Source organism: Micromonospora sp. NPDC047467 (assembly GCF_040643095.1).
In the GTDB taxonomy this organism is placed as follows: domain Bacteria; phylum Actinomycetota; class Actinomycetes; order Mycobacteriales; family Micromonosporaceae; genus Micromonospora.
This window is the reverse complement of sequence record NZ_JBEYTO010000003.1, coordinates 391,393-416,844: the sequence shown is the minus strand read 5'-3', so window position 1 is coordinate 416,844 and position 25,452 is coordinate 391,393. Positions and strand designations below refer to the sequence as shown.

Genomic DNA, 25,452 nt, shown 5'->3' with positions numbered 1-25,452 from the left:
CCGTCCGTGGGGGTAGTCTCGGTCGCTGCTGATCACGAGAAACATGAGAGATGCAGACGTGAACACGATTGCTGACCGGGTGGCTGCGGCGCAGTTCGAGGTCCTCGAAGTCCTCTGCAAGGCCACCCCGAAGGGCTGGTACGCCGAGCGGGGGACAGCTCGCGCCGCCCTGGCATACGCCGACATCGCGACGCTGAACACGATCTACGACACGACGTTGGAGCCGGACCTCGCGGCGTTCGACGAGCTGGCGGCGGAGGTCAGCGGGCGGGTCCCGCGCTGGTCGATCGTGGTGCGTGGCGAGGCGGGGGACGATGTCGTCGAGCTGGCGGCCCGGCACGGCCTGGTGCAACGCAGTGAGCTGCCGATGCTGACGTGCGCCGCGGGCGACATCGTGTTCCGGGCCGACGAGGCGCAGCGAAAGCTGGTACGCCGGGTCGGTGCGGCCGAGAGCGACCTCTACACGGCGACTCTCGCCGAGGGGTTCGAAGCTCCCGCAAGCGCCTTCGGCTCACTGATGGCCGGTGGTGTGCTCGACGTCGACGCCATCGCCGGCTATCTGGCGGACGAGTCGGGTCACCCCGCTGGCACCAGTCTCGGGGTGCGGACCGCCGGCGTGGTCGGTGTGTTCAACATCGCCGTCGCCCCGGCCGCCCGGGGCCGTGGCCTGGGTCGGGCCATCACCGAGGCCGTGGTACGCGACGCCTTCGCGTCCGGCGCGGACACCGCGTACCTGCAACCCAGCGAGATGGGTCGGTCCCTGTACGAGTCGATGGGCTTCCGCCTCGTCGAGACCTGGACCGTGTTCGAGTAACGGTGACCGAACACGCAGGGGGAGACCCGGTGGATTTCAGTACGAACGTGCGCGCGGCGTTCCGGCGCGGTGAGACCGAGGCCGTGGTGCGGATGAGCGAGGCCGAGATCGCGCGGGCGCAGGCGGCCGGCGACCTGGCGGGCGAGGTGGAGGCGCGGTACAGCCTGGCCCGGGTCGCCATCCGTGGCGGCGACCTGCCGGGCGGGGAGGCTCGTGCCCGCGAGGCTCTTGAGGTCGCGCTGCGCTCGGGCGACCGGAGCCTTGAGGAACGGCCGAGGCACGTCCTGGCCGGCGTGGCGCGGATGTCCGGTGACCTGGCCCGGGCCCGGGACCTGTACCGGGAGAGCATCGCCCTCAACGAGGCGCTCGACCAGCCTATGACGGTCAACTCCGAGTATCACAACCTGGCGTTCTGCGAGCTGGGCATGGGCAACATCGACGTGGCGCGGCACCTGTTCGCCGAGAGCCGCGAGCGGGTGTTCCGAGAAGGCTGGGCCGACTTCGTGCCGTACGTCTGCGTGGCGGAAACCGCGCTCGCCACCGCCGAAGGTGATCACGCTCGTGCGGCGCGGATGATCGGTGTCGCGGATGCCGCGTTCGCGTCGCTCGGCCAGGTGCCGGATCCGGACGACGCGGCCGACCTCGCCAAGGCGCGCGCCGCCGCCATCGAGGCGCTCGGCACCGCCACCTTCGACGAGGAGTACGCACGAGGTCAGGCCCTCGACCCCCGTGCGGCCTTCGCCGACGATCGACGCTGACAGGGGCACCGATTGCCGGCGGAGGCTGCGACGATCAGGGCATGACGACCGCTGAGGCGTACGCCCGGTTCGCCAACCGTGAGGTACGCGGAGTTTCGCCCGCGTACGAGCGGCTGTCCCGGGCGGTGTCCCGCGACGACGAACTGCTCGCCCTGCTCGACGGGCTCCCGCCGGCCAAGCGACAACCGAACCTGCTGTTCGGTGTCGTCCGCTGGCTCGGCGGCCCGGTCGGCGACCCGGCCGCGTTCCACGACTACACGGTCACGCACTGGCGGGTCATCGAGGCGCAGATTCGCGTCCGGGCTACCCAGACAAACGAGGCGGGCCGGTGTGCGGTGCTGCTGCCGGTGCTCGCCGCGCTGCCGCAGCCCCTCGCCTTGCTGGAGGTCGGCGCGTCCGCCGGGCTCTGCCTCTACCCCGACCGGTACGCGTACCGCTACGGCGACCATCAGGTCGGCTCCGGCGAGCCGGTCCTGGAGTGCGCGGCCAGCGGGTTGGCGCTGCCGACACGCGTACCCCAGGTGGTGTGGCGGGCCGGCCTGGACCTCAACCCGCTCGACGTGACCGACCCGGCGGACATGTCCTGGTTGGACGCCCTGATCTGGCCGGAGCACGACCACCGGCGGGCGCGGCTACGGGCTGCCGCAGCGGTCGCCGCTGCCGACCCGCCGCTGCTGGTCCGTGGCGACCTGGTGGACGACCTGCCGGCGCTGGCCGCGCGGGCGCCGGCCGGCGCGACGCTGGTGGTCTTCCACACCTCCGTGCTCTACCAGGTGTCGCCGCCGCGCCGGGAGGCGTTCGTCCGGCTGGTCCGCGAGCTGTCCGGGCACTGGGTCTCCATCGAGGCGCCGGAGGTGCTGCCGTACGACGGACTGCCGACGCCACCGAGGGAGGGGCTGCACAACGTCCTCGCGCTGGACGGCACGCCGCTGGCCTGGACGCGAGGTCACGGCCAGGCGATGACCTGGTTCGGCTGACGCCGCAGGTAGACCCGTCGAGGCGCGCCGCAGCCCGCACCAGCATCGCGCTCCTCGACGCTCCCTAGACTGCTGCGGTGACCGGAGAGCGACGACCCCTGGCCGATCGGCCGCTCACCGAGCCGCACCCGTCCCGGCTGCCGCCCGAGCACCCCGACCGGGCCCGGATCCTCGCCGCGCACGCCGCCGCGCTGGCCAGCGGGGAAGCCGGCTACCTGGACCCGGCGACCGGGTTGTTCGTGCTCAGCGCCGCCTTCCTGGCCCGGCGCGGCACCTGCTGTGGACGCGGCTGCCGGCACTGCCCGTACGTGGATGATCCACCCTGCGGATAACGGCGAAACGAGGACTTCCGCCGCGCCCGCGCACCCCGTACGGTTTCCGACGGACATCCGGCGGGCGCCTACCGCCGTCGGTCGGCGAGAGGGTGGAGCGTGCGCGGGCGGATCGTGGTCGCGGGGCTGACCGGGCTGCTGGTGAGCGGCTGTGCCGCCGACGCCGAGCCGGTGGCGGTGCCGCCGCCGGTGCCGATCGCGGTGGATGTGGCGGCGGCCTCCTCGGGCGGCGCCTGCCGACTGCTGGATTTCGCGCTCATCGAGCAACTCGTCAAGGCGCGCTTCGACGTGGCGGCGGCCAGCGAACGAGGCGACACCCACACCTGTGTGGTCCGGGCCGGGGACGCGGCGCTGCCGGAGCTGACGCTGAGCGTGTCCGAGACGTCGATCGACAAGACCACCTTCGGCGCGGACGTGGTGCCCGCCAAGGCCACGAAGGTCACCGGCCTGGGCCAGCAGGCGTACCGGCGTACCACCGCTGCCGCGAGCGGCCACGGGCCGGTCGCCGAGGTCGGTTGGCTGGCCACCGACGGCCGGTTGGCGACGCTGACCTGGACCGGCGCCCGAGGCACCGAGCGCTCTGCGGCCGAGAAGCTGACCGCAGAGCTGATCTCGCTGGCCAAGAAGGTGGACACCCGGGCGCTGTGACGCCCGGCGGCGGGCGGCTGGTCAGTTGGCGGCGACGAAGACCCGCGAGGCGACCTCGCGCGGCAGCCGGACGCGGTCGCCGGAGCGGTCGATCGACACCCCGTCGCGCTCCTGCGCCACGGTCACCGTGGCACCCGGGTCGACACCGGCGGCGTGCAACTGGCGCAGCACGTCGGAGTCGGTCTGCACGCTCTCACAGATCCGGCGAACCACCACCGGCCCGGTGAGCCCGGGGAAGGCCAGGTTGCGCTCACTGTCGCCGGCCTCGGTGGCCTGCGTCTCGGGCGAGCCCAACGCCTCCAGACCCGGGATCGGGTTGCCGTACGGGGAGCGGGTCGGCCGGTTGAGCAGGTCGTACACCCGCTTCTCCACCGCGTCGCTCATCACGTGCTCCCAGCGGCAGGCCTCCTCGTGGGCCTCCTCGTAGGGCATCCCGATCACATTGACGAGCAGCAACTCGGCGAGGCGGTGCTTGCGCATCACGGAGACAGCCATGCCGCGGCCCAGCGCGGTGAGGGTCAGTTGCCGATCGCCCTCGACGGTGAGCATGCCGTCGCGCTCCATCCGGGCGACGGTCTGGCTCACGGTGGGGCCGCTCTGCCGTAGCCGCTCGGCGATCCGAGCGCGCAGCGGCGGCACGCCCTCCTCCTCCAACTCGAGGATGGTGCGCAGGTACATTTCGGTCGTGTCGACCAGGTCGTGAGACTTCATAAGGTCAGCGGCCCTCCGATGCACGATGCTACCTTGCGGTTTGGCGCGCGACCGCCGCCGAACCGCCTGGGGTGTCGAGCCGGATGGTGTTGGATGGTCGCCATGTCCGGAATTGAGGAGCCTCTGGTCGAGATCGGTCGTCTCGCCGCCGAGCTCGACGACGCCGATCCGCCCACCCTGCTCGACGTCCGCTGGCGGCTCACCGGCCCGCCCGGCCACGACGACTACCTGACCGGCCACCTGCCCGGCGCGGTCTTCGTCGACCTGGACACCGCGCTCTGCGGCCCGCCCGGCGTCGGCGGCCGGCATCCACTGCCCGATCCGGCCGCGTTGCAGGCGGCGCTGCGGGCCGCCGGCGTCCGCGCCGGTCACCCCGTGGTGGTGTACGACGGTGGCGACGGCATGGCCGCGGCACGGGCCTGGTGGACCCTGCGCTGGGCCGGGCACCGCCCGGTGCGCGTGTTGCACGGCGGCTACCCGGCCTGGGTCGCCGCCGGTCGGCCCGTCTCCACCGAGGTGCCCGCACCGGCCCCCGGTGACGTCGAGGTGCGCCCCGGCGATCTTCCGGTGCTCGACGCGGGGCAGGCCGCCGCGCTGGCCGCCGCCGACGACGCCGTGCTGCTCGACGTACGGGCGGCGCCCCGCTACCGGGGCGAGGTGGAGCCGATCGACCCGGTGGCCGGCCACGTGCCGGGCGCGGCGAACCTGCCGGCCGGCGAGTACGTCGGCGCGGACGGACGCTTCCTGGCCGCCGACGTGCTGCGGGAGCGGTTCGCCGCCGTTGGGGTGGCCGGGGAGCGGGCCGTCGGCGCGTACTGCGGCTCCGGGGTGACCGCCGCGCAGGCCGTGCTGGCGCTGCACCTGGCGGGCCGGCCGGACGCGGCGCTCTACGTCGGATCGTGGAGCAACTGGGTCGCCGATCCGGCCCGGCCGGTCGCCACCGGGCCCGACACCCGGTAGCTGACCAGCGCGTGCGGACGGTCCCCGTGCGACGATGGGCTCATGTCCGACGACACGGTGGTGGTGTGGGACGAGTCGCTGCTCGCCTACGACATGGGTGACCATCCGCTCGATCCGGTGCGGGTGGAGCTGACCTTCGCGCTCGCCCGGGAGTTGGGCATCCTGGACCGTCCGGGCGTACGCATGGTGAAACCGGAGCCGGCCGACGACGCTCTGCTCACCCGCGTGCACGACCCTGCCTACCTGGCGGCGGTGCGGGCCGCGCCGAGTGACCCGCTGTTCGCCGGGTACGGGATGGGCACCTCCGACAACCCGGTCTTCGACGGGATGCACGAGTCCAGCGCGCTGATCGCCGGAGCCACTGTGGCCGCCGCCGAGGCGGTCTGGCGCGGCGACGCGCGGCGGGCGGTGAACGTGGCCGGTGGCCTGCACCACGCGATGCCCGCCCGTGCCTCCGGCTTCTGCGTCTACAACGACCCTGCCGTGGCCATCGCCCGCCTGCTCGACCTGGGTGCCGAGCGCATCGCGTACGTGGATGTGGACGTGCACCACGGCGACGGCGTGCAGCAGATCTTCTGGGACGACCCCCGGGTGCTCACGGTCAGCCTGCACGAGACCCCGCTCGCGCTCTTTCCGGGCACCGGTTTCCCCGACGAGACCGGCGGGCCCGGTGCGCAGGGCACCGCGGTGAACATGCCGCTGCCGCCCGGCGTCGACGACACCGGCTGGCAGCGGGCGTTCCACGCGATCGTGCCGTCGGTGCTGCGCGCGTTCCGGCCACAGGTGCTGGTCAGCCAGTGCGGTGCCGACGGGCACCGGCTGGACCCGCTGGCCGACCTGAGCCTGACCGTGGACGGGCAGCGCGCCACCTACCTGGCGTTGCGAGCCCTCGCCGACGAGTTGTGCGACGGCCGCTGGGTGGCCACCGGCGGCGGTGGGTACGCGCTGGTCGAGGTGGTGCCCCGGGCCTGGAGCCACCTGCTGGCCGTGGCCACCGGCGACCCGATCGACCCGGCGACGCTCACCCCGCCGGCCTGGCGGGAGCTTGCCGCCGCCCGCCGTCCGGGCCGGGAGATTCCGCTGCGGATGACCGACGATGCCGACCCGTCGTACGAGCCGTGGCAGCCGACCGGCGAGCCGAACGCGGTGGACCGGGCGATCGCGGCGACCCGCAAGACCGTCTTCCCGCTCCTGGGGCTCGACCCGCACGATCCGCGAGACTGAGCCGGGCCGGGGGAGGACGGCGCCGGTGACAACCGTGGCCCAGCCGGTGGACGTGCTGCTCAGTGACGGCACCACCGTCCAGTTGCGACCAATCAGCCCGGACGACGCGCCGGCCATCGTGGCGATGCACAGCCGGTTCTCCGAGCGCACCCGCTACCTGCGGTACTTCTCGCCGTACCCGCGCATTCCCGAACGGGATCTGATCCGATTCGTCACGGTCGACCACCACGACCGGGAGGCGTTCGTGGTGCTCGCCGGCGACCAGATCGTCGCGGTCGGCCGGTACGAGCGGCTCGGCCCGCAGGCGCCGGAGGCGGAGGTGGCCTTCGTGGTGGAGGACGCCTACCAGGGCCGGGGCATCGGCTCGGTGCTGATGGAGCACCTCGCCGACGCCGCCCGGCGCAACGGCATCCTGAGCTTCGTCGCCGAGGTGCTGCCAGCCAACGGGACGATGCTGCGGGTCTTCTCCGACTTCGGCTACCAGGTCCAGCGCGAGTACGCCGACGGCGTGGTGCACCTGAGCTTCCCGATCGCGCCCACCGAGGCCACGCTGGAGGTGCAGTTCGGCCGGGAACACCGCACCGAGGCCCGCTCGATCGCCCGGCTGCTCGCGCCGCGCGGCATCGCCGTGTACGGCGCCAGCGCCACCGGCCAGGGCGTCGGCGCGGCCGTGCTGGGGCATCTGCGCGACGGCGGCTTCACCGGTGCGGTGGTGCCGGTGCATCCGAGCGCGTCGACCGTGGCGGGGCTGCCCGCGTACCCGTCGGCCGTCGACGCCGGGGTCCCGGTGGACCTGGCGGTGGTGGCGGTCCCGCCGTCTGCGGCGACCGCGGTGGTCGCGGACGCGGCCGCCGCGGGAGTGCACGGCCTGGTGGTCATCTCGGCCGGCTTCGCCGAGGCCGGCGCGCAGGGCGCGGCCGCGCAGCGGGCGCTGGTCCGCGCGGCGCACGCCGCCGGCATGCGCGTGGTCGGCCCGAACTGCCTCGGCGTGGCCAACACCGACCCGGCGGTACGCCTCAACGCCACTCTCGCCCCGGCGCTGCCGCCGGCCGGCCGGGTCGGCATCTTCAGCCAGTCCGGCGCGTTCGGGGTGGCGCTGCTCGCCGAGGCCGACCGGCGCGGCCTCGGGTTGTCCAGCTTCGTCTCGGCCGGCAACCGGGCCGACGTCTCCGGCAACGACCTGTTGCAGTACTGGCAGGACGACCCCGGCACCGACGTGATCATGTTGTACCTGGAGACGTTCGGTAACCCGCGCAAGTTCGCCCGGCTGGCCCGGCGGATCGGCAGGGCCAAGCCGGTCGTCGCGCTCGCCTCGCGGGCCCGCCCGGCCGGGGTGGGCGACACCGCCGGGCCGGACGAGGTGGCGGTGGCCGCGCTGTTCGCCCAGTCCGGGGTGATCCGGGTGGACACCGTTCCGGAGCTGCTCGACGTGGGGGTGCTGCTGGCCAACCAGCCGCTGCCCGCCGGTGGTCGGGTCGGCGTGGTCGGCAACTCCTCGGCGCTGACCGGCCTGGCCGCGACCGCGTGCGTCGGGCAGGGCCTCACCGTGGTCGACGGCTATCCCCGCGACGTCGGGCCGAGCGCGGGCGCCGCCGAGTTCGCCGCCGCCCTCGCTGAGACGGCCGGCGACGATCGGGTGGACGCCCTGGTGGTGGTCTTCGCCCCGCCGCTGCCCGGCCAACGCACCGATGTGGATGCCGACGTCACCGCCGCGCTGCCGGCCGCGCTCGCGCTGGGCAAGCCGACCGTGGCGACGTTCCTGGTGGGTCGGCTGCCGGCCGGGGTGCCCGCGTTCGGCGGTGTGGAGGAGGCGGTCCGGGCCCTGGCCCGGGTGCACCGGTACGCCGAGTGGCTGCGCCGTCCGCCCGGAGTGGCACCCGAGCTGCCCCGGGTCGATCGGGCCGCCGCCCAGGCCGCGCTCCGCGATCCGCCCGATCCGAACGCGCTGCTGGCCGCGTACGGCATCGAAACGGTGGCGTCGGTGACCGCTGACTCGGCCGACGCGGCGGTCAACGCGGCGGGGCGGCTGGGCTTTCCGGTGGCACTCAAGGCCGCCGCCGCCGGGCTGCGGCACCGGCTCGACCTCGGCGCGGTCCGGCTCGACCTGCCCGACGAGGCGACCGTCCGCCGGGCGTACGCCGAGCTGGCCGCGAGCTTCGGCGCGGAGGTGCTGGTGCAGCCGATGGTCGCGCCGGGGGTGGCCTGCGTGGTGGAGCTGATGGAAGATCCGGCGTTCGGGCCGGTGGTCGGTTTCGGTCTCGGAGGGGTCGCCACCGAGTTGCTCGGCGACCGGGCCTGGCGGGCGGTGCCGCTGACCGACCGCGACGCCGCCGAACTCGTCGACGAACCCCGGGCCGCGCCGCTGCTGCGGGGGCACCGAGGGGCCGCACCGGTCGACCGGGCTGCCCTGGCCGACCTGCTGCTGCGGGTGGGTCAGCTCGCCGACGAGCAGCCCCGGGTGCGTTCGCTGACCCTCAACCCGGTGCTCGCCCGGCCGGACGGCATCTCGGTCCTGCACGCCCAGGTGCGGGTGGGTGGCGCGGCGGCCCGCCCGGACACCGGGCCCCGCCGCCTCTGACTCCCGTGGACGGCCGGAAGGCCCCGGCGAACCGCCGAGGCCTTCCGTGGAGGTGGTGCGTCAGCAGGCGTACGCCTCCAGGCGCTGCGCCCGCTCCGGGGCGCGGAGCTTCAGCAGCGTCACCTTCTCGATCTGCCGGATCCGCTCCCGGGACAGGCCGAACTCGCGGCCGACCTCGTCCAGGGTGCGCTGCCGGCCGTCGTCCAGGCCGAACCGGAGCCGGATGACCGCCTGCTCCCGCTGGGACAGCGTGGACAACACGATGCTCACCTCGTTGCGCAGCTCGCCCTGTGCGGCGGTGTCGCCGGGCTCGTTGCGCGGGTCCACCGAGGCCACGAAGTCGCCGAGCGCGCTCTCGCCGTCGTCGCCGACGGCCTGGTCCAGGCTGACCGGCTCGCGGTCGTACGAGATCAGCTCGATGACCTGGATCTCGGGGATCTCCAGTGCGTGGGCGACCTCGGCGACCGTCGGTTCGCGGCCCAGCGTCACCGCCAACTCGCGGCGGGCCCGCACCATCCGGTTGACCTGCTCGACCATGTGCACCGGGATGCGGATGGTGCGGGCCTGGTCGGCCATCGCGCGGGTGATCGCCTGCCGGATCCACCAGGTGGCGTACGTGGAGAACTTGTAGCCCTTGGCGTAGTCGAACTTCTCCACCGCCCGGATGAGGCCGAGGTTGCCCTCCTGGATCAGGTCGAGGAAGGCCATGCCGCGTCCCGTGTAGCGCTTGGCGATGCTGACCACCAGCCGCAGGTTCGCCTCCAGCAGATGGTCCTTGGCCGCCCGGCCCTCGGCGACGATCAGCTCCAGGTCGGCCCGCAGCTCCGGCGAGACCGGGGTGCAGGTTGCCAGCTTCTCGTCGGCGAACAGACCGGCCTCGACGCGCCGCGCCAGGTCGACCTCCTGCGCTGCGGTCAGCAGCTTCGTCCGGCCGATCCCGTTGAGGTACGCCCGGACCAGGTCTGTGGAAATGCCGCGCTCGTCGGTGGCGTCCAGGTCGACGAGGGCCTCGGTGGCCGCGTCGGTGTCGGTGCTGGCTGCCGGGCGCATCCGGTGTTCCGTCATCTGCAGGACCATCTCTGTCTCTCCCCGTGTCCACGTCTGTGCCGTTTTCCGGCTCAGTGGTGCCGGTGTGACACACAGCTTGGCGGGAGGGGCGTGAAACGGGAGTGAGGCGATCGGGCACCCGACAGGAATCCGGTCGGGTCGCTGGCGCGGTGTGTCGTCCCGGCGGGTTTTTGTCCTTGCCCGTTACGTTGCGGACGGCCGGCCACCTCGGGTCGGCGACGACGAGGTTGGAGGACGGTGTGGTCTTCAAACGGCTCATGAAGGCGATGGGGGTCGGTGGCCCGTCGGTCGAAACGGTGCTGGTCAACCCGAACTGCCGCCCGGGCGGCCAGTTGGAGGGCCGCATCCAGGTCGTCGGCGGCGACCACCAGGTCGACATCGACCACGTGACACTCGGCCTGGTCACCCGGGTCGAGGTGGAGAGCGGCGACAACGAGTACGACGCCAACCAGGAGTTCCACCGTCAGCGGGTCACCGGCGCGTTCCGGTTGGAGCCGGGGCAGCGCCACGACATCCCGTTCCGCTTCGACGTGCCCTGGGAGACGCCAGTTACCGAGCTGTACGGGCAGCACCTGCACGGCATGACGATGGGGCTGCGGACCGAGTTGGAGGTTGCCCGCGCGGTCGACAAGGGTGACCTGGACGCCGTGTCGGTGCACCCGCTGCCCGCGCAGGAGCGGCTGCTGGAGGCTCTGCTGCGACTGGGTTTCCGGTTCGCTCGCGCCGATGTGGAGCGTGGCCACCTCTACGGCGTACGGCAGAGTCTGCCCTTCTACCAGGAGATCGAGTTCAGCCCGGCGCCGCAGTACGCCCGCTCGATCAACCAGTTGGAGGTCACCTTCATCGCCGACGCGCGGCAGATGCAGGTCGTGCTGGAGGTCGACAAACGCGGCGGGATCTTCACCGAGGGCCGGGACGCGTTCGGCCGGTTCACGGTCGACCACGCCACCGCCGACCGCACCGACTGGACCGCCGAACTCGACAACTGGCTCCGCCAGTCCCTAACCCGCCGAGGCCTCTTCTCCTAACCCCCGTCCCCCGTCCCCCTCTCTGCCCGTTGATCATGAAGTTATTGCCCGCCGCAGCGGCGCGTCGGGCAATAACTTCATGATCAACGGGGTGGTGTCGGGCCGGAGGTGGGTGAGGTGGGTGCGGGAGGTGGGTGGGTTAGAGGTCTAGGAGGAGGGTTTGGGGGCCTATGTTGAGGCTCTCGACGAGCATGTGGGCGCGGAAGCGGCCGGTTTCGACCTTCGCGCCGCGCTCGCGCAGGGCCTCGACGACCGCCGTCACCAGTGGTTCGGCCACCTCGGCGGGGGCGGCTGCGGTCCAGGTTGGACGGCGTCCCTTGCGGGCGTCGCCGTAGAGGGTGAACTGGCTGACCACCAGGATCGGCGCGCCGGTGTCGGCGGCGGACCGCTCGCCGTCCAGGATGCGCAGTTCGTGCACCTTGCGGGCCATCGTCTGAGCGGTCTGCGGGGTGTCGGTGTGGGTCACCCCGAGCAGCACCAGCAGGCCGTTCTCGATCGCGCCGACCACCTCGCCGTCCACGGTCACGCTGGCCCGCCCGACGGTCTGCACCACCGCCCGCATCAGCGGACCACCGGTGCGCCGGTCGCCGTCCGCGCCCGCATCAGGCGGTCACCGGCTCGATGAAGCCCCGCTCCACCAGGTGCGCGACGATCGGACCGGCGGCCTCGGCCATCTCGTCGGGCTCGACGTCGTGCGCCGCGGCGAGCAGGGCGAGCTGGTCGCGCAGCGGCAGCCGGCCGTCCGCGCCACCGACCAGCGCCAGCACCAGCGGGTCGATCTCCTCGGTCCAACGCAGGCCGTGCGGCATCGCGAGGACCTGCCGGTCCACCGCCCAGCCCTCGTCACCCATGGTGGCCTCCTGCCGCAGCTGGAGGCCCTCGGCAGCCCGGTAGCGCTCGGCGAGCAGCGCGTCGGTGTCGCGTACCCGGAGGAAGTCCTGGCGGTCGAACCAGGCGCCCACCTGGTCGCCCAGCGGCGGCTCGACCCGCTGGCGCAGGTCCTCCACCCGGACCATCGGGTCGGCGTGCCCACCCCGGCGCAGCGACACGATGCCGAAGCCGATCCCCTCGACCTTGTGCGCGTCGAACCAGTCCAGCCAGGCGGCCATCCGCTGCGGGTCGGTGCTCTCGCCGACGTCGGTGAGCCACAGGTCGACGTACGCCATCGGGTCGGCCACCTCGCGCTGGATCACCCAGGCGTCCAGGCCGGTGCCGGCGAACCAGCCGGCCACCCGCTCGTCCCACTCCTCGCCGGCGACGTGCACCCAGTTCGCCAGGTACTGCATGGTGCCGCCCTCGGTGAGCAGGCCGGGAGCGGCGGCGGCCAGCTCGGCGGCGATCGCGTCACCGACCCGGCCGGAGTCGCGGTAGACGTGCGTGGTGGTGCCGGGGCCGACCACGAACGGCGGGTTGCTCACCACCAGGTCGAACCGTCGGCCGGCCACCGGCGCGACCAGGTCGCCGCGCAGCAGCTCCCAGTCCTGGCCGTTGAGGGCGGCGGTCGTCGCGGCGAAGCGCAGGGCCCGCTCCGACAGGTCGGTGGCGGTCACCGAACGGGCGTGGGTGGCCAGGTGCAGGGCCTGGACGCCGGAGCCGGTGCCCAGGTCCAGGGCCGTGTCGACGGGCCGGCGCAGGGTCGCGCCGAGCAGCGTCTGGGTGGCCCCGCCGATGCCGAGCACGTGCTCAGCGTGCAGTGGTTGCCCCGGCCGGGCGCTGGCCGGTACGTCGGCGAGCACCCACCAGTCGTCGCCGTACGGCTCCAGGTCGACGCCGGCGCGCAGGCCGTCACCGTGCCGCTCCACCAGGCCACCGGCGAGCGCCTCAGCCACGCTCAGTGGTGCCAGCGCGGCGGCAACTGCCGCCTCCGGCTCGGTCTGGTCGCAGATGAACACCCGGATCAGGGTGGCGAGCGGGTCGCGGTCCTCGGTGGCGCGCAGCGCGGCGCGGTAGTCGTTGCGCGCGACCGCGCCGGTGGTGTGCGCGCCGAGCCGTTCGGCGATGCCGTTGCTGGTGAAACCGGCCCCGGTCAGCGCGGTCCGCAGCGCGTCGATGCCGGCGGGGGAGAGCAGCATGTCGTGTTCGTCCACGCCGTCATCCTGCCCCTCGTCGTGTCACCGGTCGGCACCACCCGCCGGATCCCCACCCGGAGCGTCGGTGCCCGCCGGGCTGAGCGGCCGGGCAGGATGGGGTGCATGACGCTCGTGCTACCCATCGATCCCGAGGCCAACCGGCTGCTGGAGCAGAGTCCGCTGGCCAGACTCCTGGGCATGGTCCTTGATCAACAAGTGCCGATGGAGAAGGCGTTCTCCTCGCCGTACGTGCTGGCGCAGCGGCTCGGCCACGACCTGGACGCGGCGGAGTTGGCCGGGTACGACCCGGAGGCGTTGATCGCGATCTTCGCCCAGCCACCCGCCCTGCACCGGTTCCCGAAGGCGATGGCGGCCCGGGTGCAGGAGGTGTGCCAGGTCCTGGTGGACCGCTACGACGGAGACGCCGCCCTGCTCTGGTCGGACGTCGCCGACGGGCCGGAGCTGTTCCGCCGCGTCGCCGAGCTGCCCGGCTTCGGCAAGCAGAAGGCGCAGATCTTCGTGGCACTGCTCGGCAAGCGGTTCGGGGTGACCCCGCAGGACTGGCGGGAGGCGGCCGGCGGGTACGGCGACCCGGGCGCGTACCGGTCGGTGGCCGACGTCACCGACGCCGACTCGCTGCGCCGGGTGCGGGAGTACAAGCAGCAGATGAAGGCGGCGGCGAAGGCGAAGACCGCCGGCGGCTGACCCGGTCGCTCAGGCGGCGGTCGGGTGGGCCAGCGAGGCCAGCGCGCGTCGGACGTCGGCGAGCGAGACGGTGGCCGAGTCGTCCAGGTCGGCCAGGCCGGTCTCGATCCACTGCCGCATCAGCGTGGTGACCCCGATGCCGCGGGCGTCGGCGACGGCGCGCACCCGCTCGTAGGTCTCCAGCGGCAGCCGGACCGATCGGCTCACCATCGGCACGTCGGTGTCGGGGGTGGGCAGGTCCACCTCCGGGCTCTGGTCGATCAACTCGGCGATCCGGTCGTCGCCGCTGTGGAACTGCTTGGTCGCGTCGTCACGGTGCATCGTCACGGCCTCCTCATCGGCGCGATCTCCGCACGGCCTCGTCGTAGCGCTTGGCCTCGACGTCGCTCAGCTCGCGGGCGGAGAGGATGTCCCAGTCGTTGTCGGTGCCATCAGCCTCGGCGAGCAGCACCGCCAGTCGGCGACCCCGTCGGGCGGCGGCGTAGACCACCATCACGTCGTCGCCCAGGTGGCGGATGACCCGTCGAGCGCTGTGCAGCGCCTCCCAGACTTCCCCGGGTGTGACGTCGTAGACCCTCAGGTTGGCCAACGCCTCGTCGGTGAAGCTGAACTTGCTGCCCACGACGCGCAGCGTACCACGCACGTAACACGTTCTGTATGGGGCAAATTTCGCTGATCACGGGCCTGCGGTGACAGGATGAGGCGTAACCCCCTCGAGGAGGTCCAAGGTGAAGCGTCAGGCGTACCAGCCGATTCTGATCACCGACGCCTCGCGCAGCCAGAACGATCAGCTCACCACCCGACAACGCCGCTATGTCCTGATGATGGGCATCCGAGTGGCTTGCATCGTGGCCGGCGCGATCCTGGTTGGCGTGAAGGCCCCGCTGCTGTGGCTCTGGCTGCCCCTGTGCGCCCTCGGCATGGTGATCATCCCGTGGCTGGCGGTGCTGCTGGCCAACGACCGGCCGCCCAAGGAGCAGCACCGGCTGGCCAACCGGTTCCGCCCCCGCCTGCAGGACGACACCCCGCCGATGAGCCTCACCGCCGAGGAGCGCCCGCACAAGATCATCGACGCCGAACCCTGACCCGCGCCGCGCGGGCCAGGGTTCGGGAGATCACGACCGAGGTCGGGCGCCGACGCTGGAGACGGCCAGCGCGCCCAGTTCGGTGGCGCGGTCCAGGGCCGCGGTCGAGGTGGCACCGCCGAGCCACGCGGTGAGCAGGCCGGCCGCGAAGGCGTCACCGGCCCCGGTCACGTCAACCACCGTCACCCGCCGGGCCGTCGCCACGCTGACCGTTCCCGTCCGGTCGACCCAGACCGCGCCCGCCGCGCCACCCTTGACCACCACCCGCCGCGCCGTCGCCGACAGCGCCCGCCCCTGCGCCGCCGGGTCCAGCCCGCCGGCCAGCACCGTGGCCTCGTCCGCGTTGACCAGGAGCAGGTCGACATCGCGTACCCAACTCAGAAAGGCCCGCGCGCCCACCCGCCGCAGCGGCGCCGCGGAGGCCGCGTCGACGCTGGTGGTGAGCCCGCGCTCGCGGGCGACGGCCAGCGCCCGCAGCCCCGCGCCGCGCGACCCGGCGTCCAACAGGGTGTACGCGGACAGGTGCAGATGCCCAGCCTCGGGCACCGCCGCGAGGGCCTGCTCGACGTGCGCGGCGCTCAGCCGCAGGTTCGCGCCCCGCTGACTGACCATGGTCCGCTCGCCGTCGACGGCCAACACGATCACCGTGCCGGTCGGTACGTCCTCGACCCGCTCGACCGCGCAGTCGACACCCGCCCGTTCGAGCTCGGCCACCCGGACCCGCCCCGCGTCGTCGTCACCGACGGCGCTGACGAGCGTGACGTCCACCCGTTGCGCGGCGACCCAGGCGGCGGTGTTGGCCGCCTGACCGCCGCCGCCGAGGCTGATCTCAGCCCCGGTGTCCGAACCGATCGCGAGCGGTCCGGACAGCACGGCGACCACATCGGTGATCACATCACCGACGACGACCACCCGGGCCGGTCGGGTCATGCCGGGGCTGCGGCGGTGCGGGCCGCCGCGGCGACCGCGATCCGCGCGGCCAGATCGGCGTTGCGCAGGATGATCCGGACGTTCACCGCCAGGCTCGCGCCCTCGGTGGCCGAGTGGAAGTGCGCCAGCAGGTACGGGGTGACGGCCTTGCCGGTGATCCCGTCGCGCTCCAGCAGGGCCAGACCGTCGGCGAGCGTGCGGTCGTGCAGCTCCGGGTCGAGCTGCTCGTCGACCGGCAGCGGGTTGGCCACCAGCAGCCCGCCGGTGTGCACGGCGTGCTCGTCGCGGGCGGCGAGCACGGCGGCGACCTGCTCCGGCGAGTCCACCGACCAGTCCAGGTCGAAGCCGGCGTCGGTGAGGTAGAAGCCGGGGAACCGGCGGGTGCGGTAACCGAGCACGGCGACCCCGAGGGTCTCCAGCCGCTCCAGGGTCGCGCCCACGTCGAGGACCGACTTGACCCCGGCGCAGACCACCGCGATCGGGGTCTGGGCCAGGGTGACCAGGTCCGCCGACTCGTCGAAGGTGTGCGCGGCCTCCCGGTGCACCCCGCCCAGCCCGCCCGTGGCGAACACGCCGATCCCGGCGGCGGCGGCCACCGCACTGGTCGCGGCCACGGTGGTCGCGCCGTCCGCGCCGGTCGCCGCCGCCAGCGCGAGGTCACGGACGGAGAGCTTGGTCACCCCGTCGACGGTGGCGAGCCGGGTCAGTTGTGCGTCGTCCAGGCCGACCACCAGCTCGCCGGCGATCATGCCGATCGTCGCCGGGACGGCCCCGGCGTCCCGGACCGCCTGCTCGATCTCCCGAGCCACCCGCAGGTTGTCCGGCCGAGGCAGGCCGTGCGAGACGATGGTGCTCTCCAGGGCGACGACGGGCCGGCCGTCGCGCTGGGCTTCGGCCACCTCGGGGCCCAAGCTGATGCGAAAGTCAGTCACGTTGGGCCACGGTACGGGGTCGGGCTTCGACAGGCCTCAGGTGGACCCGGCCGCGACGACCTGCCAAACTTGGCGGTTGGAGGTGCAGACGTGAGCACAGAGGTTCTCGAGCGTCCGGAGCTGAAGGACGCCGACACCGGTCCCGAGATGTTCCATTATGTCCGTAAGGAGAAGATCGCCGAAAGTGCCGTCATGGGCACCTACGTGGTCGCGCTCTGCGGAGAGACCTTCCCGGTCACCAAGGCGGCAAAGCCCGGTTCGCCGGTCTGCCCCAAGTGCAAGGAGATCTACGACTCGTACCGCGAGTGAACCCGGGCCGGTGCCCTGGCCGGCGACGTAGCCTGCGGCGGTGACCACCTCCACCGCCCTGCTTCTTGCCGACCTGACCGGGGTCGCCGTGTTCGCGGCCTCCGGGGCGTCGGCGGCGGTCGCCAAGCGACTCGACCTGTTCGGTGTCGCTTTCGTCGGCTTCGTAGCCGCCCTCGGCGGTGGGATCTTCCGGGACCTGGTCATCGACGAGGTCCCGCCGCTGGCCTTCGCCGACTGGCGGTACGCGGCCACCGCCGCCGTCACCGCCCTCGCCGTCTTCTGGCTGCACCCCCAACTCGCCCGACTACGCACCACCGTGCTGGTGCTGGACGCGGCGGGCCTCGCACTGTTCACCGTGACCGGGACGCTCAAGGCGCTCGACGCCCAGGTGCCGGCGGTCGGAGCCTGCCTGATCGGCATGCTCACCGCGATCGGCGGCGGGCTCGCCCGTGACCTGCTCACCGCCGAGATCCCCGTGGTGCTGCGCCGGGAGATCTACGCGCTCGCCGCCCTGGCCGGATCGGTGGTGGTGGTGCTGCTGTACGTCACCGGGCAGACCGGGCCCGCGCCGCTCACCGCCGCCGCCGTGCTCGTCTTCGGGCTGCGCCTGATCGCGCTGCGTCGACGCTGGTCCGCCCCGGTGGCGACACTGCGGTCACCCCGCAGCGATGGGGCCGATCCGCGTACCGACCGGGAGTGGTGAGGCCGCCCGGGTCGGGGTGGCCGATGTGACGGGCGTGGCGTCGCCTGGGCCCTGGGGCCCGCGCTGGTTATGCTGAGTCAGCCTTCGCGGCAGCTTCTGCGCGGAGGCGTTTTCATGGGCGGCGGAACTCGTGGCCCTCGCCCGGGGTCCGCCGTCGTGCGGTCGGAGAGGAGCTTCGCGTGGCAGCCCGGACGCCGGTGCTCGAGACGTTCCCGGCACTACGCGCCTGGCAGCGCAAGGCCCTGGTGGAGTACCTGCGCCGGCGGACCGAGGACTTCACCGCGGTCGCCACGCCCGGCGCCGGGAAGACCACCTTCGCCCTGCGGATCGCGGCCGAACTGCTCGGTGACGGCACCATCGAGGCGGTCACCGTGGTGGCGCCGACCGAGCACCTGAAGAACCAGTGGGCGGACGCCGCAGCCCGGGTGGGCATCCAGCTCGACGCCGCGTTCCGCAACGCCGACGTGCACTCCGCGGCCGACTTCCACGGCGCGGTGGTCACCTACGCCCAGGTGGGGATGGCCCCGCAGGTGCACCGGCGGCGCACCATGACCCGGCGCACCCTGGTCATCCTCGACGAGATCCACCACGCTGGCGACTCCCGATCCTGGGGCGACGGGGTGAAAAACGCCTTCGAGCCCGCCGTACGCCGGCTGATGCTCACCGGCACGCCGTTCCGCTCCGACGACAACCCCATCCCGTTTGTCAGCTACGAGCGGGGCGGCGACGGGCTGCTGCGCTCCCGCGCCGACTCGGTGTACGGCTACTCCGACGCGCTACGCGACGGGGTGGTCCGGCCGGTGCTCTTCCTGGCGTACTCCGGGGAGACCCGTTGGCGCACCAACGCGGGGGAGGAGTTGGCCGCCCGCCTCGGTGAGCCGATGACGCAGGACCTGGTGGCGCAGGCGTGGCGTACCGCGCTGGACCCGGCGGGAGACTGGATGCCGCAGGTGCTGCGCGCCGCCGACGCCCGACTCACCGTGCTCCGCAACGCCGGCATGGCCGACGCCGGCGGCCTGATCATCGCCACCGACCAGCAGACCGCCCGCTCGTACGCGAAGCTCATCGAGCAGGTGACCGGCGAGAAGGCCACCGTGGTGCTCTCCGACGACCAGGGCGCGTCCGCCCGGATCGCGACGTTCGCGGCGTCCGAGCAGCGGTGGCTGGTCGCGGTGCGGATGGTGTCCGAGGGGGTCGACATCCCGCGCCTCGCGGTCGGTGTGTACGCCACCAGCGCCAGCACCCCGCTCTACTTCGCCCAGGCGATCGGCCGGTTCGTCCGGGCCCGCCGCCCCGGGGAGACCGCCTCGGTCTTCCTGCCCAGCGTGCCGCACCTGCTCGGGCTGGCCAGCGAGATGGAGACCGAGCGGGACCACGTGCTCGGCAAACCCAAGGAAGCCGACGGCTTCGACGACGACCTGCTGGAACGCGCGCAGCGCGACGACCAGGCCAGCGGTGAGCTGGAGAAGCGGTTCGCCGCGCTCTCGGCCACCGCCGAGCTGGATCAGGTGATCTTTGACGGGGCGTCGTTCGGCACCGCGGCCCAGGCCGGCACCCCCGAGGAAGAGGAGTACCTCGGCCTGCCCGGTCTGCTCACGGCCGACCAGGTCTCCCTGCTGCTGACCAAGCGGCAGGCATCACAACTCGCCGCCCAGCGTCGCCGTACCGCCGAGCGGGCCGCTCAGCCGGCCGCTGCGCCCACCGCGGCCCCGCCGGCACCGATGAGCGCCGCCCAGCGTCGCGTGGCGCTCAGGCGCCAACTGAACGCTCTGGTGGCCGCCCGGCACCACCGCACCGGCCAGCCGCACGGCAAGATCCACGCCGAACTGCGCCGGCTCTGCGGCGGCCCGCCGAGCGCCCAGGCCACCATCGAGCAGCTTGAGGAACGCATCGCCACCGTGCAGACCCTCTGACCCCACACCACATCGGCACCACCGGCCACATCGAGCCGCGAAGCCGGGCCGGCCCCGCCTGCCCCAGTCCGCAGGCCCGCCCGCCCCGGGGCGCGGGGCGCCTGGGTAACGAAAAGCCGGCCGGAGGCACCCTCGGGGTGCCTCCGGCCGGCTATGTCGGTTTACGTACTCAGTTCGCCATCAGATCGGCACCACGCCAGCTGAACTCGGGGTCCGTTACGAACCGCTCGGTGATCTTCACGAGATCCTCCGCGTACTTGTTCGCGTGGTGCCCGCAGAACACCAGCTCACTCCCACCCGCCAGAGTGATCCGGAGCTTCCCGGCAGCATTGCAGCGGTCGCACCGTTCATCGGCGGCTGGGGGAGCCGCCGTCACGGGCGGCGGCGTGAGGGTCGGGGTCATCGCCTTCCTCCTCTGGTCGTCACCGATGAACAATCTCTTCGGTCGTTGCTCACCTATCGTGCAACACCCGTGCCGGGCCTTGCCTTCCCTGTGTGCCCGCGGGGGACCGAGGTCACACCTGGCAGGGACAGTGTGCCGTGCACCCAGGGTGCCACGTCAACGATCACATTCGTGCATCCGGACGATCACCATCTGGCGTTGCACACCAGGTGGCCAAAACGACACGTTCGGTTGACGAAGCCGGCTCAGTCCAGGTAATCCCGAAGGACCTGCGACCGGGACGGGTGACGCAGCTTGGACATCGTCTTGGACTCGATCTGCCGGATTCGTTCCCGGGTCACCCCGTAGACCTGGCCGATCTCGTCCAGCGTCCGTGGCTGACCGTCGGTCAGGCCGAACCGCAGACGCACCACGCCCGCCTCACGCTCGGAGAGCGTCTGCAGCACCTGCTGGAGCTGGTCCTGCAGGAGCGAGAACGACACCGCGTCGACCGCGACCACAGCCTCGGAATCCTCGATGAAGTCACCGAGCTGGCTGTCGCCCTCGTCGCCGATGGTCTGGTCCAGCGAGATGGGCTCCCGAGCGTACTGCTGGATCTCCAGCACCTTCTCGGGTGTGATGTCCATCTCCTTGGCCAGCTCCTCCGGCGTGGGCTCACGGCCCAGGTCCTGGAGCAGCTCGCGCTGTATGCGGCCGAGCTTGTTGATGACCTCGACCATGTGCACCGGGATGCGGATGGTGCGGGCCTGGTCGGCCATCGCGCGGGTGATCGCCTGCCGGATCCACCAGGTGGCGTACGTGGAGAACTTGTAGCCCTTGGTGTAGTCGAACTTCTCCACCGCGCGGATGAGGCCGAGGTTGCCCTCCTGGATCAGGTCGAGGAAGGCCATGCCGCGTCCCGTGTAGCGCTTGGCCAGCGACACCACCAGACGGAGGTTCGCCTCCAGCAGGTGGTTCTTGGCCCGCTCGCCGTCACGGGAGATCCAGCCCAGGTCGCGGACCATTTCCCGCGGGAGCTTCTCTTCGCTCTCGTCGGCCGCGCGCAGCTGCTCGGCGGCGTAGAGCCCCGCCTCGATCCGCTTGGCCAGCTCGACCTCCTGCTCGGCGTTGAGCAGCGGGACCTTGCCGATCTGCTTCAGGTACGCCCGGACGGAGTCGGCGGAGGCGGTCAGCTCGGCGTCACGCCGGGCCTGCTTGAGCGCCTCGGACTCCTCGTCGTCCCACTCGAAGTCGTTGTCGGTGGCCGACGCGGCGGCGTCGGTCTCGGCGGCCTGGGCCAGCTCGGCCGGCTCCTCCACCACGACGTCCTCGATGGCGGCGGCGAGCTCCTCGGGGTCGATCTCACCCTCGCCGCCCTCGCCCTTGGCCTTGCCGCCGGCCTTGACCGGCTTGGCGCCGGCGGCCGCGGCCACCGTCGCCTTGGTGGCCCGGGTCGACTTGGTGGCCTTCGCCGGAGTGGCCGCGGCGGCGCCGACCTCGGCGGTGCTGCCGGTGGCCTTGCGCGCGGCCACCTTCCGGGGGGCCGGCGCCGACGGCGTCGACTCGTCGGAGGCGGGGGCCTGCTTCGGGGCGGGGGCCGCGGCCTTCTTGGTGGTCTTGGCGGTGGTGGCCCGAGACGCCGGCGTGGTCGAGCGGGCGGCGGCGACGCGGCGGCGGGTGCTCGCCGAGCCGTCCACCACCACAGTCACTCCCGCCTCGGAGAGTGCCCGCAGGATCTTCTTGGCCTGGGCCGGAGTCACCTCGGCGGACTCGACGGTGCGCGCGAGCTGAGCCGACGTGAGCTGACCACCGGCGCTCTGCGCGTGCGCGATCAGCGTGTCGGTGAGCGAGCGAACGTCTGCGCCGGGTTGGCGGGGTTCTGTCACGAATGACCTTCCGGAGGCGAAGAGCGGGCACGGCCGGGTCGTCCGACACAGCATGGGGCAACCGAGCCAGACGATGTGGTTGAGGGGCCCCCGTGTCCCGGGCCGGCCGGTGGTCGGCGGTCCGCGGCGCGTGGGCAGGGTGAATTGTAACGCCGTCTGCGGCGATCATCCTGCGCCGCACGGTGTAACGGCGGCGGGACCGCCGATTCGGCGCAGATGTGGACTTTGTAAAGATGATACTCGCGGACGGCCCGGAACACCCCGGTCGTACGGGAAGGGGACCTTGGGATGCACGATTCGGCGCCGTCAGCGCGGGAACTGCTCGCGATCGCGCTCGACGTGGCACGGGACGCCGCGGCCACCGCACATCGGATGCGGGTCGAGGGTGTCTCGGTCGCGGCGACCAAGAGCACGGTCACCGACGTGGTCACGGCCGCGGACCGGGCCGTCGAGCGGCAGGTGCTCGACGCGCTGCGCCGGCTGCGGCCGGGCGACGCCGTCCTGGGCGAGGAGTACGGCACGAAGGACACCGGGCCGGCCGAGCCGGGCGGCGTGCGGTGGATCATCGACCCGATCGACGGCACCGTGAACTACCTCTACGGGTTGCCGTACAGCGCGGTGTCGCTGGCCGCCGAGGTGGACGGGGTGGTGGTCGCCGGCGTGGTGCGCAACGTGAGCACCGGCGAGGAGTGGACCGCCACGGCCGGCGGTGGCGCCTGGCGCGACGGTGTCCGGTTGCGCTGTTCCGGCGAGACGGACCTGGGGCAGGCGCTGGTCGGCACCGGCTTCGGCTACGACGCCGGGCGGCGGGCGCACCAGGCGTCGGTGGTGGCCGGGCTGATCGCGCACGTGCGGGACATCCGCCGCCTGGGCGCCGCCGCGCTGGACCTCTGCCTGGTGGCGGAGGGGCGGCTGGACGCGTACTTCGAGAAGGGTCTGGAGGCCTGGGATCTGGCCGCCGGCGGGCTCGTGGCCGCGGAGGCCGGCGTGCGGGTCACCGGCCTGGCCGGTCGCCCGCCCGGCCCCGACCTGGTGATCGCGGCCCCGCCCGCGCTCCTGCAGCCGCTACACGACCGGCTGGCCGCCCTGGACGCCTCCGGCGGCCCCTGACCGGCAGCCGAGGCTGGCCGGGCGCGTCCGACGACACCGGCCGCCACGCAGGGGCGCCCGCGACGTCCGGTGGCCCGGCCGATTACCGGGTCACTTGTCGGCGGCGGGGGACGGGCAGGAGCCCCGGGGCGCCTGCGGGGCGCCCAGGTCACCGAGAGACTGGTTCACCTCGGTGGTCGTGGCGAGCTGCTGGAAGCCGTTGCCCAGCACGACGTCGACGACGTCGTCCGTGCGCTTCTCGTCGTACTGGTAGTCGGCGTTGTTCAGGAAGTACGCCCGCAGCAGGTGCGCCGAGCCGACGCCCTTGGGGCCGTACCGCAGCACGGCCACCTCGTCGATGCCCTTCGGCGCGTTGCCGACCTTCTGGACCTGGAACTTGCGGTTGCGGAAGTCGTCCGCGACGGCGCCGGCCCGGCCCGGCTCGTCGGTCGCGTTCAACACATTGATCTTGACGTCTTTGGTCTCGTGCAGCGTGACGTCGGCCAGCGGCCACCCGTCCGGGCAGCCCTTGGCGCCCGCACCACTCTGGCTGTCGCGGAGGACCGCGGTGATCACGAAGGCCAGGGCCAGGACCCCCAGCAGGCCGACCACGACGAGTGCTCGCACTCGCGCAAAACTCATCTGGGCGCTCCCGGGAGCTCAGGTGGGCGGCGGCGGCCGTCATCGATCGCACTGACCGCCGGCCGTCGAATACGCCGCTGAGGTTAACGGTTGTCCGGCCGTCGCGTGGAAACAGCCCGACATGCCGGCGCGCCGACCGCGAACCGGGTACTACTACCCCTATCTTCGTGTCGCCTGAGTCACATCGGGAACATCTTGGCGTGCGGTGGCGTACATCTCAACCGCAAGGGCGGTATACATGCCTCGCCCTAGGGGGGGTAAGGTTCCGCGCTCGCAGGGGAGTTGCCCCGGCGATCTCGATCCGTGCGGTCCACGGGTCGGGAGCCCGACACAAGTGGTGGCCGGCCAGCGGAACCGAAACAGCGTCGTCCGGCGTTACAACCGGAAGCGACAACATCGATATGGGAGAGTGAAACCGATGGCCACCGACTACGACGCCCCGCGTCGCGACGAGGTCGACCTCGGCGAGGACAGCCTGGAAGAGCTCAAGGCCCGGCGCGTCGACTCACAGTCGGGCGCAGTGGACGTCGACGAGGCCGAGGTCGCCGAGAGTTTTGAGCTGCCCGGTGCCGATCTGGCCGACGAGGAGCTCACGGTCAAGGTGCTACCGATGCAGCAGGACGAGTTCCGGTGCGCCCGCTGCTTCCTGGTGCATCACCGCAGCCAGCTGGCGGTCGAGCGGAACGGCGAGCTGATCTGCCGCGAGTGCGTCTGACACTCACAACACCGGCGGCGGCCTCCTGATCGGGGCCGCCGCTACCGGTGTAGGCATGCGACTCCCGTGGGTACCTGCTTGACTCGTAGCGGGATGCCACAGCAGCGGGAGGTCCGACCCATGAGCGATCGAGCCGACACCACCGGCGGCGGCGCGGACGAGCTCGGCGCCACCGTCGCGGCGTTGACCGCTGACGACATCGAGCCGGCCCGGCGGCGTCAACTTCTCGCCCGGATGGTCGGGCAGGCCCGTAGCCGGGGCATCTCCGACCTCTTCAAGCCCCGTGCGGCCGTGCGCTGGATGGTCGACACGGTGGCCGAGATCGCCCCACACATCCCGATACGGGACCTGGCCACCCTGCGCCAACACTTCCCCGGCCTGGACGACGCCGCCCTGGCCGATCGCCTGATCCGCAACGCGGCCCGGACGACCGCCGGGGTCGGCGCGGCCGGCGGGGGAGTCGCCGCCGTCGAGTGGACTGTCGCACCGACCCTGCTCTCCGCGCCGGTGCTGCTCGCCGCCGAGACGGTCGCGGTGGTGGCGGTGGAGCTGAAGCTGGTCGGTGAGCTGCACGAGGTCTACGGCGTGCCGCTGGCCGACAGCGGCAGCCAACGGACGGTCGCCCTGGTGCACTCGTGGGCCACCCAGCGCGGAGTCAACCCGATGGTGCCCGGCGTCGGGGTGGGCGCGGTGCTCGGCACCGCCGCCCGCAAGGAGCTGCGGGACACGCTGCTGCGGCGCTTCGGGCGCAACCTCACCACGCTCGGGCCGTTCCTCACCGGTGCGGCGGTAGCCAGCTTCCTCAACCGCCGGGCCACTCGACAGATGGCCGAGCAGCTCCAGGTGGACCTGCGCCGTCGCGGTATCGCCCGGCCGGCGCCACCATCGGCCCTGCCCGGCCCGCCGACAGGCACCTGAGCGGGCCGCGCGGGCCTCAGCAGGCCCTGCGCCTCCGTCGGTCGCGTGGGCCCCAGTCGGGCCGCGCGCCGTGTGC

At 72.7% G+C, this 25,452-nt stretch carries 28 protein-coding genes; 17 read left to right on the top strand and 11 right to left on the bottom strand.

Annotated elements, in window-relative coordinates:
* Nucleotides 1–58: 58 nt before the first annotated feature.
* From ABZ780_RS10620 to ABZ780_RS10600, 5 genes are all read left to right on the top strand, one after another.
* Nucleotides 59–814 carry a GNAT family N-acetyltransferase gene (locus ABZ780_RS10620; RefSeq protein WP_357485598.1) on the top strand — a complete coding sequence of 252 codons (756 nt, stop codon included), beginning with the start codon at nucleotides 59–61 and terminating at the stop codon, nucleotides 812–814.
* Between the two features lie 29 nt (nucleotides 815–843).
* Nucleotides 844–1,572 (top strand): tetratricopeptide repeat protein, encoded by a 729-nt coding sequence (locus ABZ780_RS10615; RefSeq protein ID WP_357485596.1) that lies wholly within the window; start codon nucleotides 844–846, stop codon nucleotides 1,570–1,572.
* A 41-nt stretch (nucleotides 1,573–1,613) separates the two neighbouring features.
* Nucleotides 1,614–2,549, top strand: coding sequence for a DUF2332 domain-containing protein (locus tag ABZ780_RS10610; protein ID WP_357485595.1), 936 nt, complete (start codon nucleotides 1,614–1,616; stop codon nucleotides 2,547–2,549).
* 77 nt (nucleotides 2,550–2,626) lie between these two features.
* The gene (locus tag ABZ780_RS10605) at nucleotides 2,627–2,881 is read left to right on the top strand and encodes a DUF5522 domain-containing protein (protein WP_357485593.1); all 255 of its coding nucleotides are present in this window, start codon (nucleotides 2,627–2,629) and stop codon (nucleotides 2,879–2,881) included.
* 99 nt (nucleotides 2,882–2,980) lie between these two features.
* Complete coding sequence (locus ABZ780_RS10600) at nucleotides 2,981–3,529, top strand: hypothetical protein (protein ID WP_357485592.1); 549 nt, start codon at nucleotides 2,981–2,983, stop codon at nucleotides 3,527–3,529.
* A 21-nt stretch (nucleotides 3,530–3,550) separates the two neighbouring features.
* Here the strand turns inward: ABZ780_RS10600 and ABZ780_RS10595 are convergent, their stop codons facing one another.
* Nucleotides 3,551–4,240, bottom strand: a complete 690-nt coding sequence (locus ABZ780_RS10595; RefSeq protein ID WP_357012303.1) for a metal-dependent transcriptional regulator — start codon at nucleotides 4,238–4,240, stop codon at nucleotides 3,551–3,553.
* Nucleotides 4,241–4,342: 102 nt separating this feature from the next.
* On the opposite strand from ABZ780_RS10595, the gene ABZ780_RS10590 reads away from it, so the two are divergent.
* The 3 genes from ABZ780_RS10590 to ABZ780_RS10580 are packed head-to-tail and all read left to right on the top strand — an operon-like array spanning nucleotide 4,343 to nucleotide 9,002.
* Nucleotides 4,343–5,200 carry a sulfurtransferase gene (locus ABZ780_RS10590; RefSeq protein ID WP_357012305.1) on the top strand — a complete coding sequence of 286 codons (858 nt, stop codon included), beginning with the start codon at nucleotides 4,343–4,345 and terminating at the stop codon, nucleotides 5,198–5,200.
* Between the two features lie 42 nt (nucleotides 5,201–5,242).
* A complete protein-coding gene (locus ABZ780_RS10585) occupies nucleotides 5,243–6,424 on the top strand; it encodes an acetoin utilization protein AcuC (RefSeq protein WP_357012307.1) in 1,182 nt (393 codons plus the stop codon).
* A 25-nt stretch (nucleotides 6,425–6,449) separates the two neighbouring features.
* On the top strand, nucleotides 6,450–9,002 hold the full coding sequence (locus ABZ780_RS10580; protein WP_357485590.1) for a GNAT family N-acetyltransferase: 2,553 nt from the start codon (nucleotides 6,450–6,452) through the stop codon (nucleotides 9,000–9,002).
* Nucleotides 9,003–9,062: 60 nt separating this feature from the next.
* On the opposite strand, the gene sigB is transcribed toward ABZ780_RS10580, so the two are convergent.
* Complete coding sequence (sigB, locus tag ABZ780_RS10575) at nucleotides 9,063–10,067, bottom strand: RNA polymerase sigma factor SigB (RefSeq protein WP_357012313.1); 1,005 nt, start codon at nucleotides 10,065–10,067, stop codon at nucleotides 9,063–9,065.
* A gap of 242 nt (nucleotides 10,068–10,309) precedes the next feature.
* Between sigB and ABZ780_RS10570 the strand changes: the two genes are divergently transcribed.
* Nucleotides 10,310–11,098 (top strand): sporulation protein, encoded by a 789-nt coding sequence (locus ABZ780_RS10570; protein ID WP_357012425.1) that lies wholly within the window; start codon nucleotides 10,310–10,312, stop codon nucleotides 11,096–11,098.
* Nucleotides 11,099–11,237: 139 nt separating this feature from the next.
* Here ABZ780_RS10570 and dtd read toward each other — a convergent pair whose 3' ends face one another.
* Nucleotides 11,238–11,660, bottom strand: coding sequence for a D-aminoacyl-tRNA deacylase (gene dtd / locus ABZ780_RS10565; RefSeq protein ID WP_357012316.1), 423 nt, complete (start codon nucleotides 11,658–11,660; stop codon nucleotides 11,238–11,240).
* Between the two features lie 40 nt (nucleotides 11,661–11,700).
* Nucleotides 11,701–13,185 (bottom strand): methyltransferase, encoded by a 1,485-nt coding sequence (locus ABZ780_RS10560; RefSeq protein WP_357485588.1) that lies wholly within the window; start codon nucleotides 13,183–13,185, stop codon nucleotides 11,701–11,703.
* A gap of 96 nt (nucleotides 13,186–13,281) precedes the next feature.
* Between ABZ780_RS10560 and ABZ780_RS10555 the strand changes: the two genes are divergently transcribed.
* Nucleotides 13,282–13,872: an HhH-GPD-type base excision DNA repair protein gene (locus ABZ780_RS10555; protein WP_357012426.1), complete on the top strand. Its 591-nt coding sequence runs from the start codon at nucleotides 13,282–13,284 to the stop codon at nucleotides 13,870–13,872.
* Nucleotides 13,873–13,881: 9 nt separating this feature from the next.
* Here ABZ780_RS10555 and ABZ780_RS10550 read toward each other — a convergent pair whose 3' ends face one another.
* A complete protein-coding gene (locus ABZ780_RS10550) occupies nucleotides 13,882–14,193 on the bottom strand; it encodes a hypothetical protein (protein ID WP_357012427.1) in 312 nt (103 codons plus the stop codon).
* A gap of 13 nt (nucleotides 14,194–14,206) precedes the next feature.
* The gene (locus ABZ780_RS10545; RefSeq protein ID WP_357012322.1) at nucleotides 14,207–14,494 is read right to left on the bottom strand and encodes a hypothetical protein; all 288 of its coding nucleotides are present in this window, start codon (nucleotides 14,492–14,494) and stop codon (nucleotides 14,207–14,209) included.
* A 106-nt stretch (nucleotides 14,495–14,600) separates the two neighbouring features.
* Between ABZ780_RS10545 and ABZ780_RS10540 the strand changes: the two genes are divergently transcribed.
* The gene (locus tag ABZ780_RS10540; RefSeq protein ID WP_357012324.1) at nucleotides 14,601–14,957 is read left to right on the top strand and encodes a DUF3099 domain-containing protein; all 357 of its coding nucleotides are present in this window, start codon (nucleotides 14,601–14,603) and stop codon (nucleotides 14,955–14,957) included.
* 30 nt (nucleotides 14,958–14,987) lie between these two features.
* On the opposite strand, the gene ABZ780_RS10535 is transcribed toward ABZ780_RS10540, so the two are convergent.
* Together ABZ780_RS10535 and ABZ780_RS10530 are read right to left on the bottom strand one after the other, a co-directional pair.
* Nucleotides 14,988–15,887: a PfkB family carbohydrate kinase gene (locus ABZ780_RS10535; RefSeq protein ID WP_357485587.1), complete on the bottom strand. Its 900-nt coding sequence runs from the start codon at nucleotides 15,885–15,887 to the stop codon at nucleotides 14,988–14,990.
* Nucleotides 15,884–16,819, bottom strand: a complete 936-nt coding sequence (locus ABZ780_RS10530; RefSeq protein WP_357012328.1) for a pseudouridine-5'-phosphate glycosidase — start codon at nucleotides 16,817–16,819, stop codon at nucleotides 15,884–15,886. Before ABZ780_RS10530 ends, ABZ780_RS10535 begins: the two co-directional genes overlap by 4 nt.
* A gap of 90 nt (nucleotides 16,820–16,909) precedes the next feature.
* Between ABZ780_RS10530 and ABZ780_RS10525 the strand changes: the two genes are divergently transcribed.
* The 3 genes from ABZ780_RS10525 to ABZ780_RS10515 all read left to right on the top strand — a co-directional run bounded on the left by ABZ780_RS10525 (nucleotide 16,910) and on the right by ABZ780_RS10515 (nucleotide 19,744).
* A complete protein-coding gene (locus ABZ780_RS10525; protein ID WP_088946800.1) occupies nucleotides 16,910–17,128 on the top strand; it encodes a DUF3039 domain-containing protein in 219 nt (72 codons plus the stop codon).
* A gap of 40 nt (nucleotides 17,129–17,168) precedes the next feature.
* A complete protein-coding gene (locus ABZ780_RS10520; RefSeq protein ID WP_357012330.1) occupies nucleotides 17,169–17,831 on the top strand; it encodes a trimeric intracellular cation channel family protein in 663 nt (220 codons plus the stop codon).
* A 179-nt stretch (nucleotides 17,832–18,010) separates the two neighbouring features.
* Nucleotides 18,011–19,744, top strand: a complete 1,734-nt coding sequence (locus ABZ780_RS10515) for a DEAD/DEAH box helicase (RefSeq protein WP_357012334.1) — start codon at nucleotides 18,011–18,013, stop codon at nucleotides 19,742–19,744.
* Nucleotides 19,745–19,913: 169 nt separating this feature from the next.
* On the opposite strand, the gene ABZ780_RS10510 is transcribed toward ABZ780_RS10515, so the two are convergent.
* Nucleotides 19,914–20,147 (bottom strand): hypothetical protein, encoded by a 234-nt coding sequence (locus ABZ780_RS10510; protein ID WP_357012428.1) that lies wholly within the window; start codon nucleotides 20,145–20,147, stop codon nucleotides 19,914–19,916.
* Between the two features lie 245 nt (nucleotides 20,148–20,392).
* Complete coding sequence (locus tag ABZ780_RS10505) at nucleotides 20,393–22,012, bottom strand: RNA polymerase sigma factor (protein WP_357012336.1); 1,620 nt, start codon at nucleotides 22,010–22,012, stop codon at nucleotides 20,393–20,395.
* Nucleotides 22,013–22,300: 288 nt separating this feature from the next.
* Between ABZ780_RS10505 and ABZ780_RS10500 the strand changes: the two genes are divergently transcribed.
* Nucleotides 22,301–23,122 (top strand): inositol monophosphatase family protein, encoded by an 822-nt coding sequence (locus ABZ780_RS10500; protein ID WP_357012338.1) that lies wholly within the window; start codon nucleotides 22,301–22,303, stop codon nucleotides 23,120–23,122.
* 90 nt (nucleotides 23,123–23,212) lie between these two features.
* Here the strand turns inward: ABZ780_RS10500 and ABZ780_RS10495 are convergent, their stop codons facing one another.
* On the bottom strand, nucleotides 23,213–23,728 hold the full coding sequence (locus ABZ780_RS10495; protein ID WP_357012429.1) for a LytR C-terminal domain-containing protein: 516 nt from the start codon (nucleotides 23,726–23,728) through the stop codon (nucleotides 23,213–23,215).
* Nucleotides 23,729–24,161: 433 nt separating this feature from the next.
* On the opposite strand from ABZ780_RS10495, the gene ABZ780_RS10490 reads away from it, so the two are divergent.
* Nucleotides 24,162–24,458, top strand: a complete 297-nt coding sequence (locus ABZ780_RS10490) for a DUF4193 domain-containing protein (protein ID WP_007075406.1) — start codon at nucleotides 24,162–24,164, stop codon at nucleotides 24,456–24,458.
* A gap of 120 nt (nucleotides 24,459–24,578) precedes the next feature.
* Nucleotides 24,579–25,376, top strand: coding sequence for a hypothetical protein (locus ABZ780_RS10485; RefSeq protein ID WP_357012340.1), 798 nt, complete (start codon nucleotides 24,579–24,581; stop codon nucleotides 25,374–25,376).
* The last annotated feature ends 76 nt before the right edge of the window (nucleotides 25,377–25,452 follow it).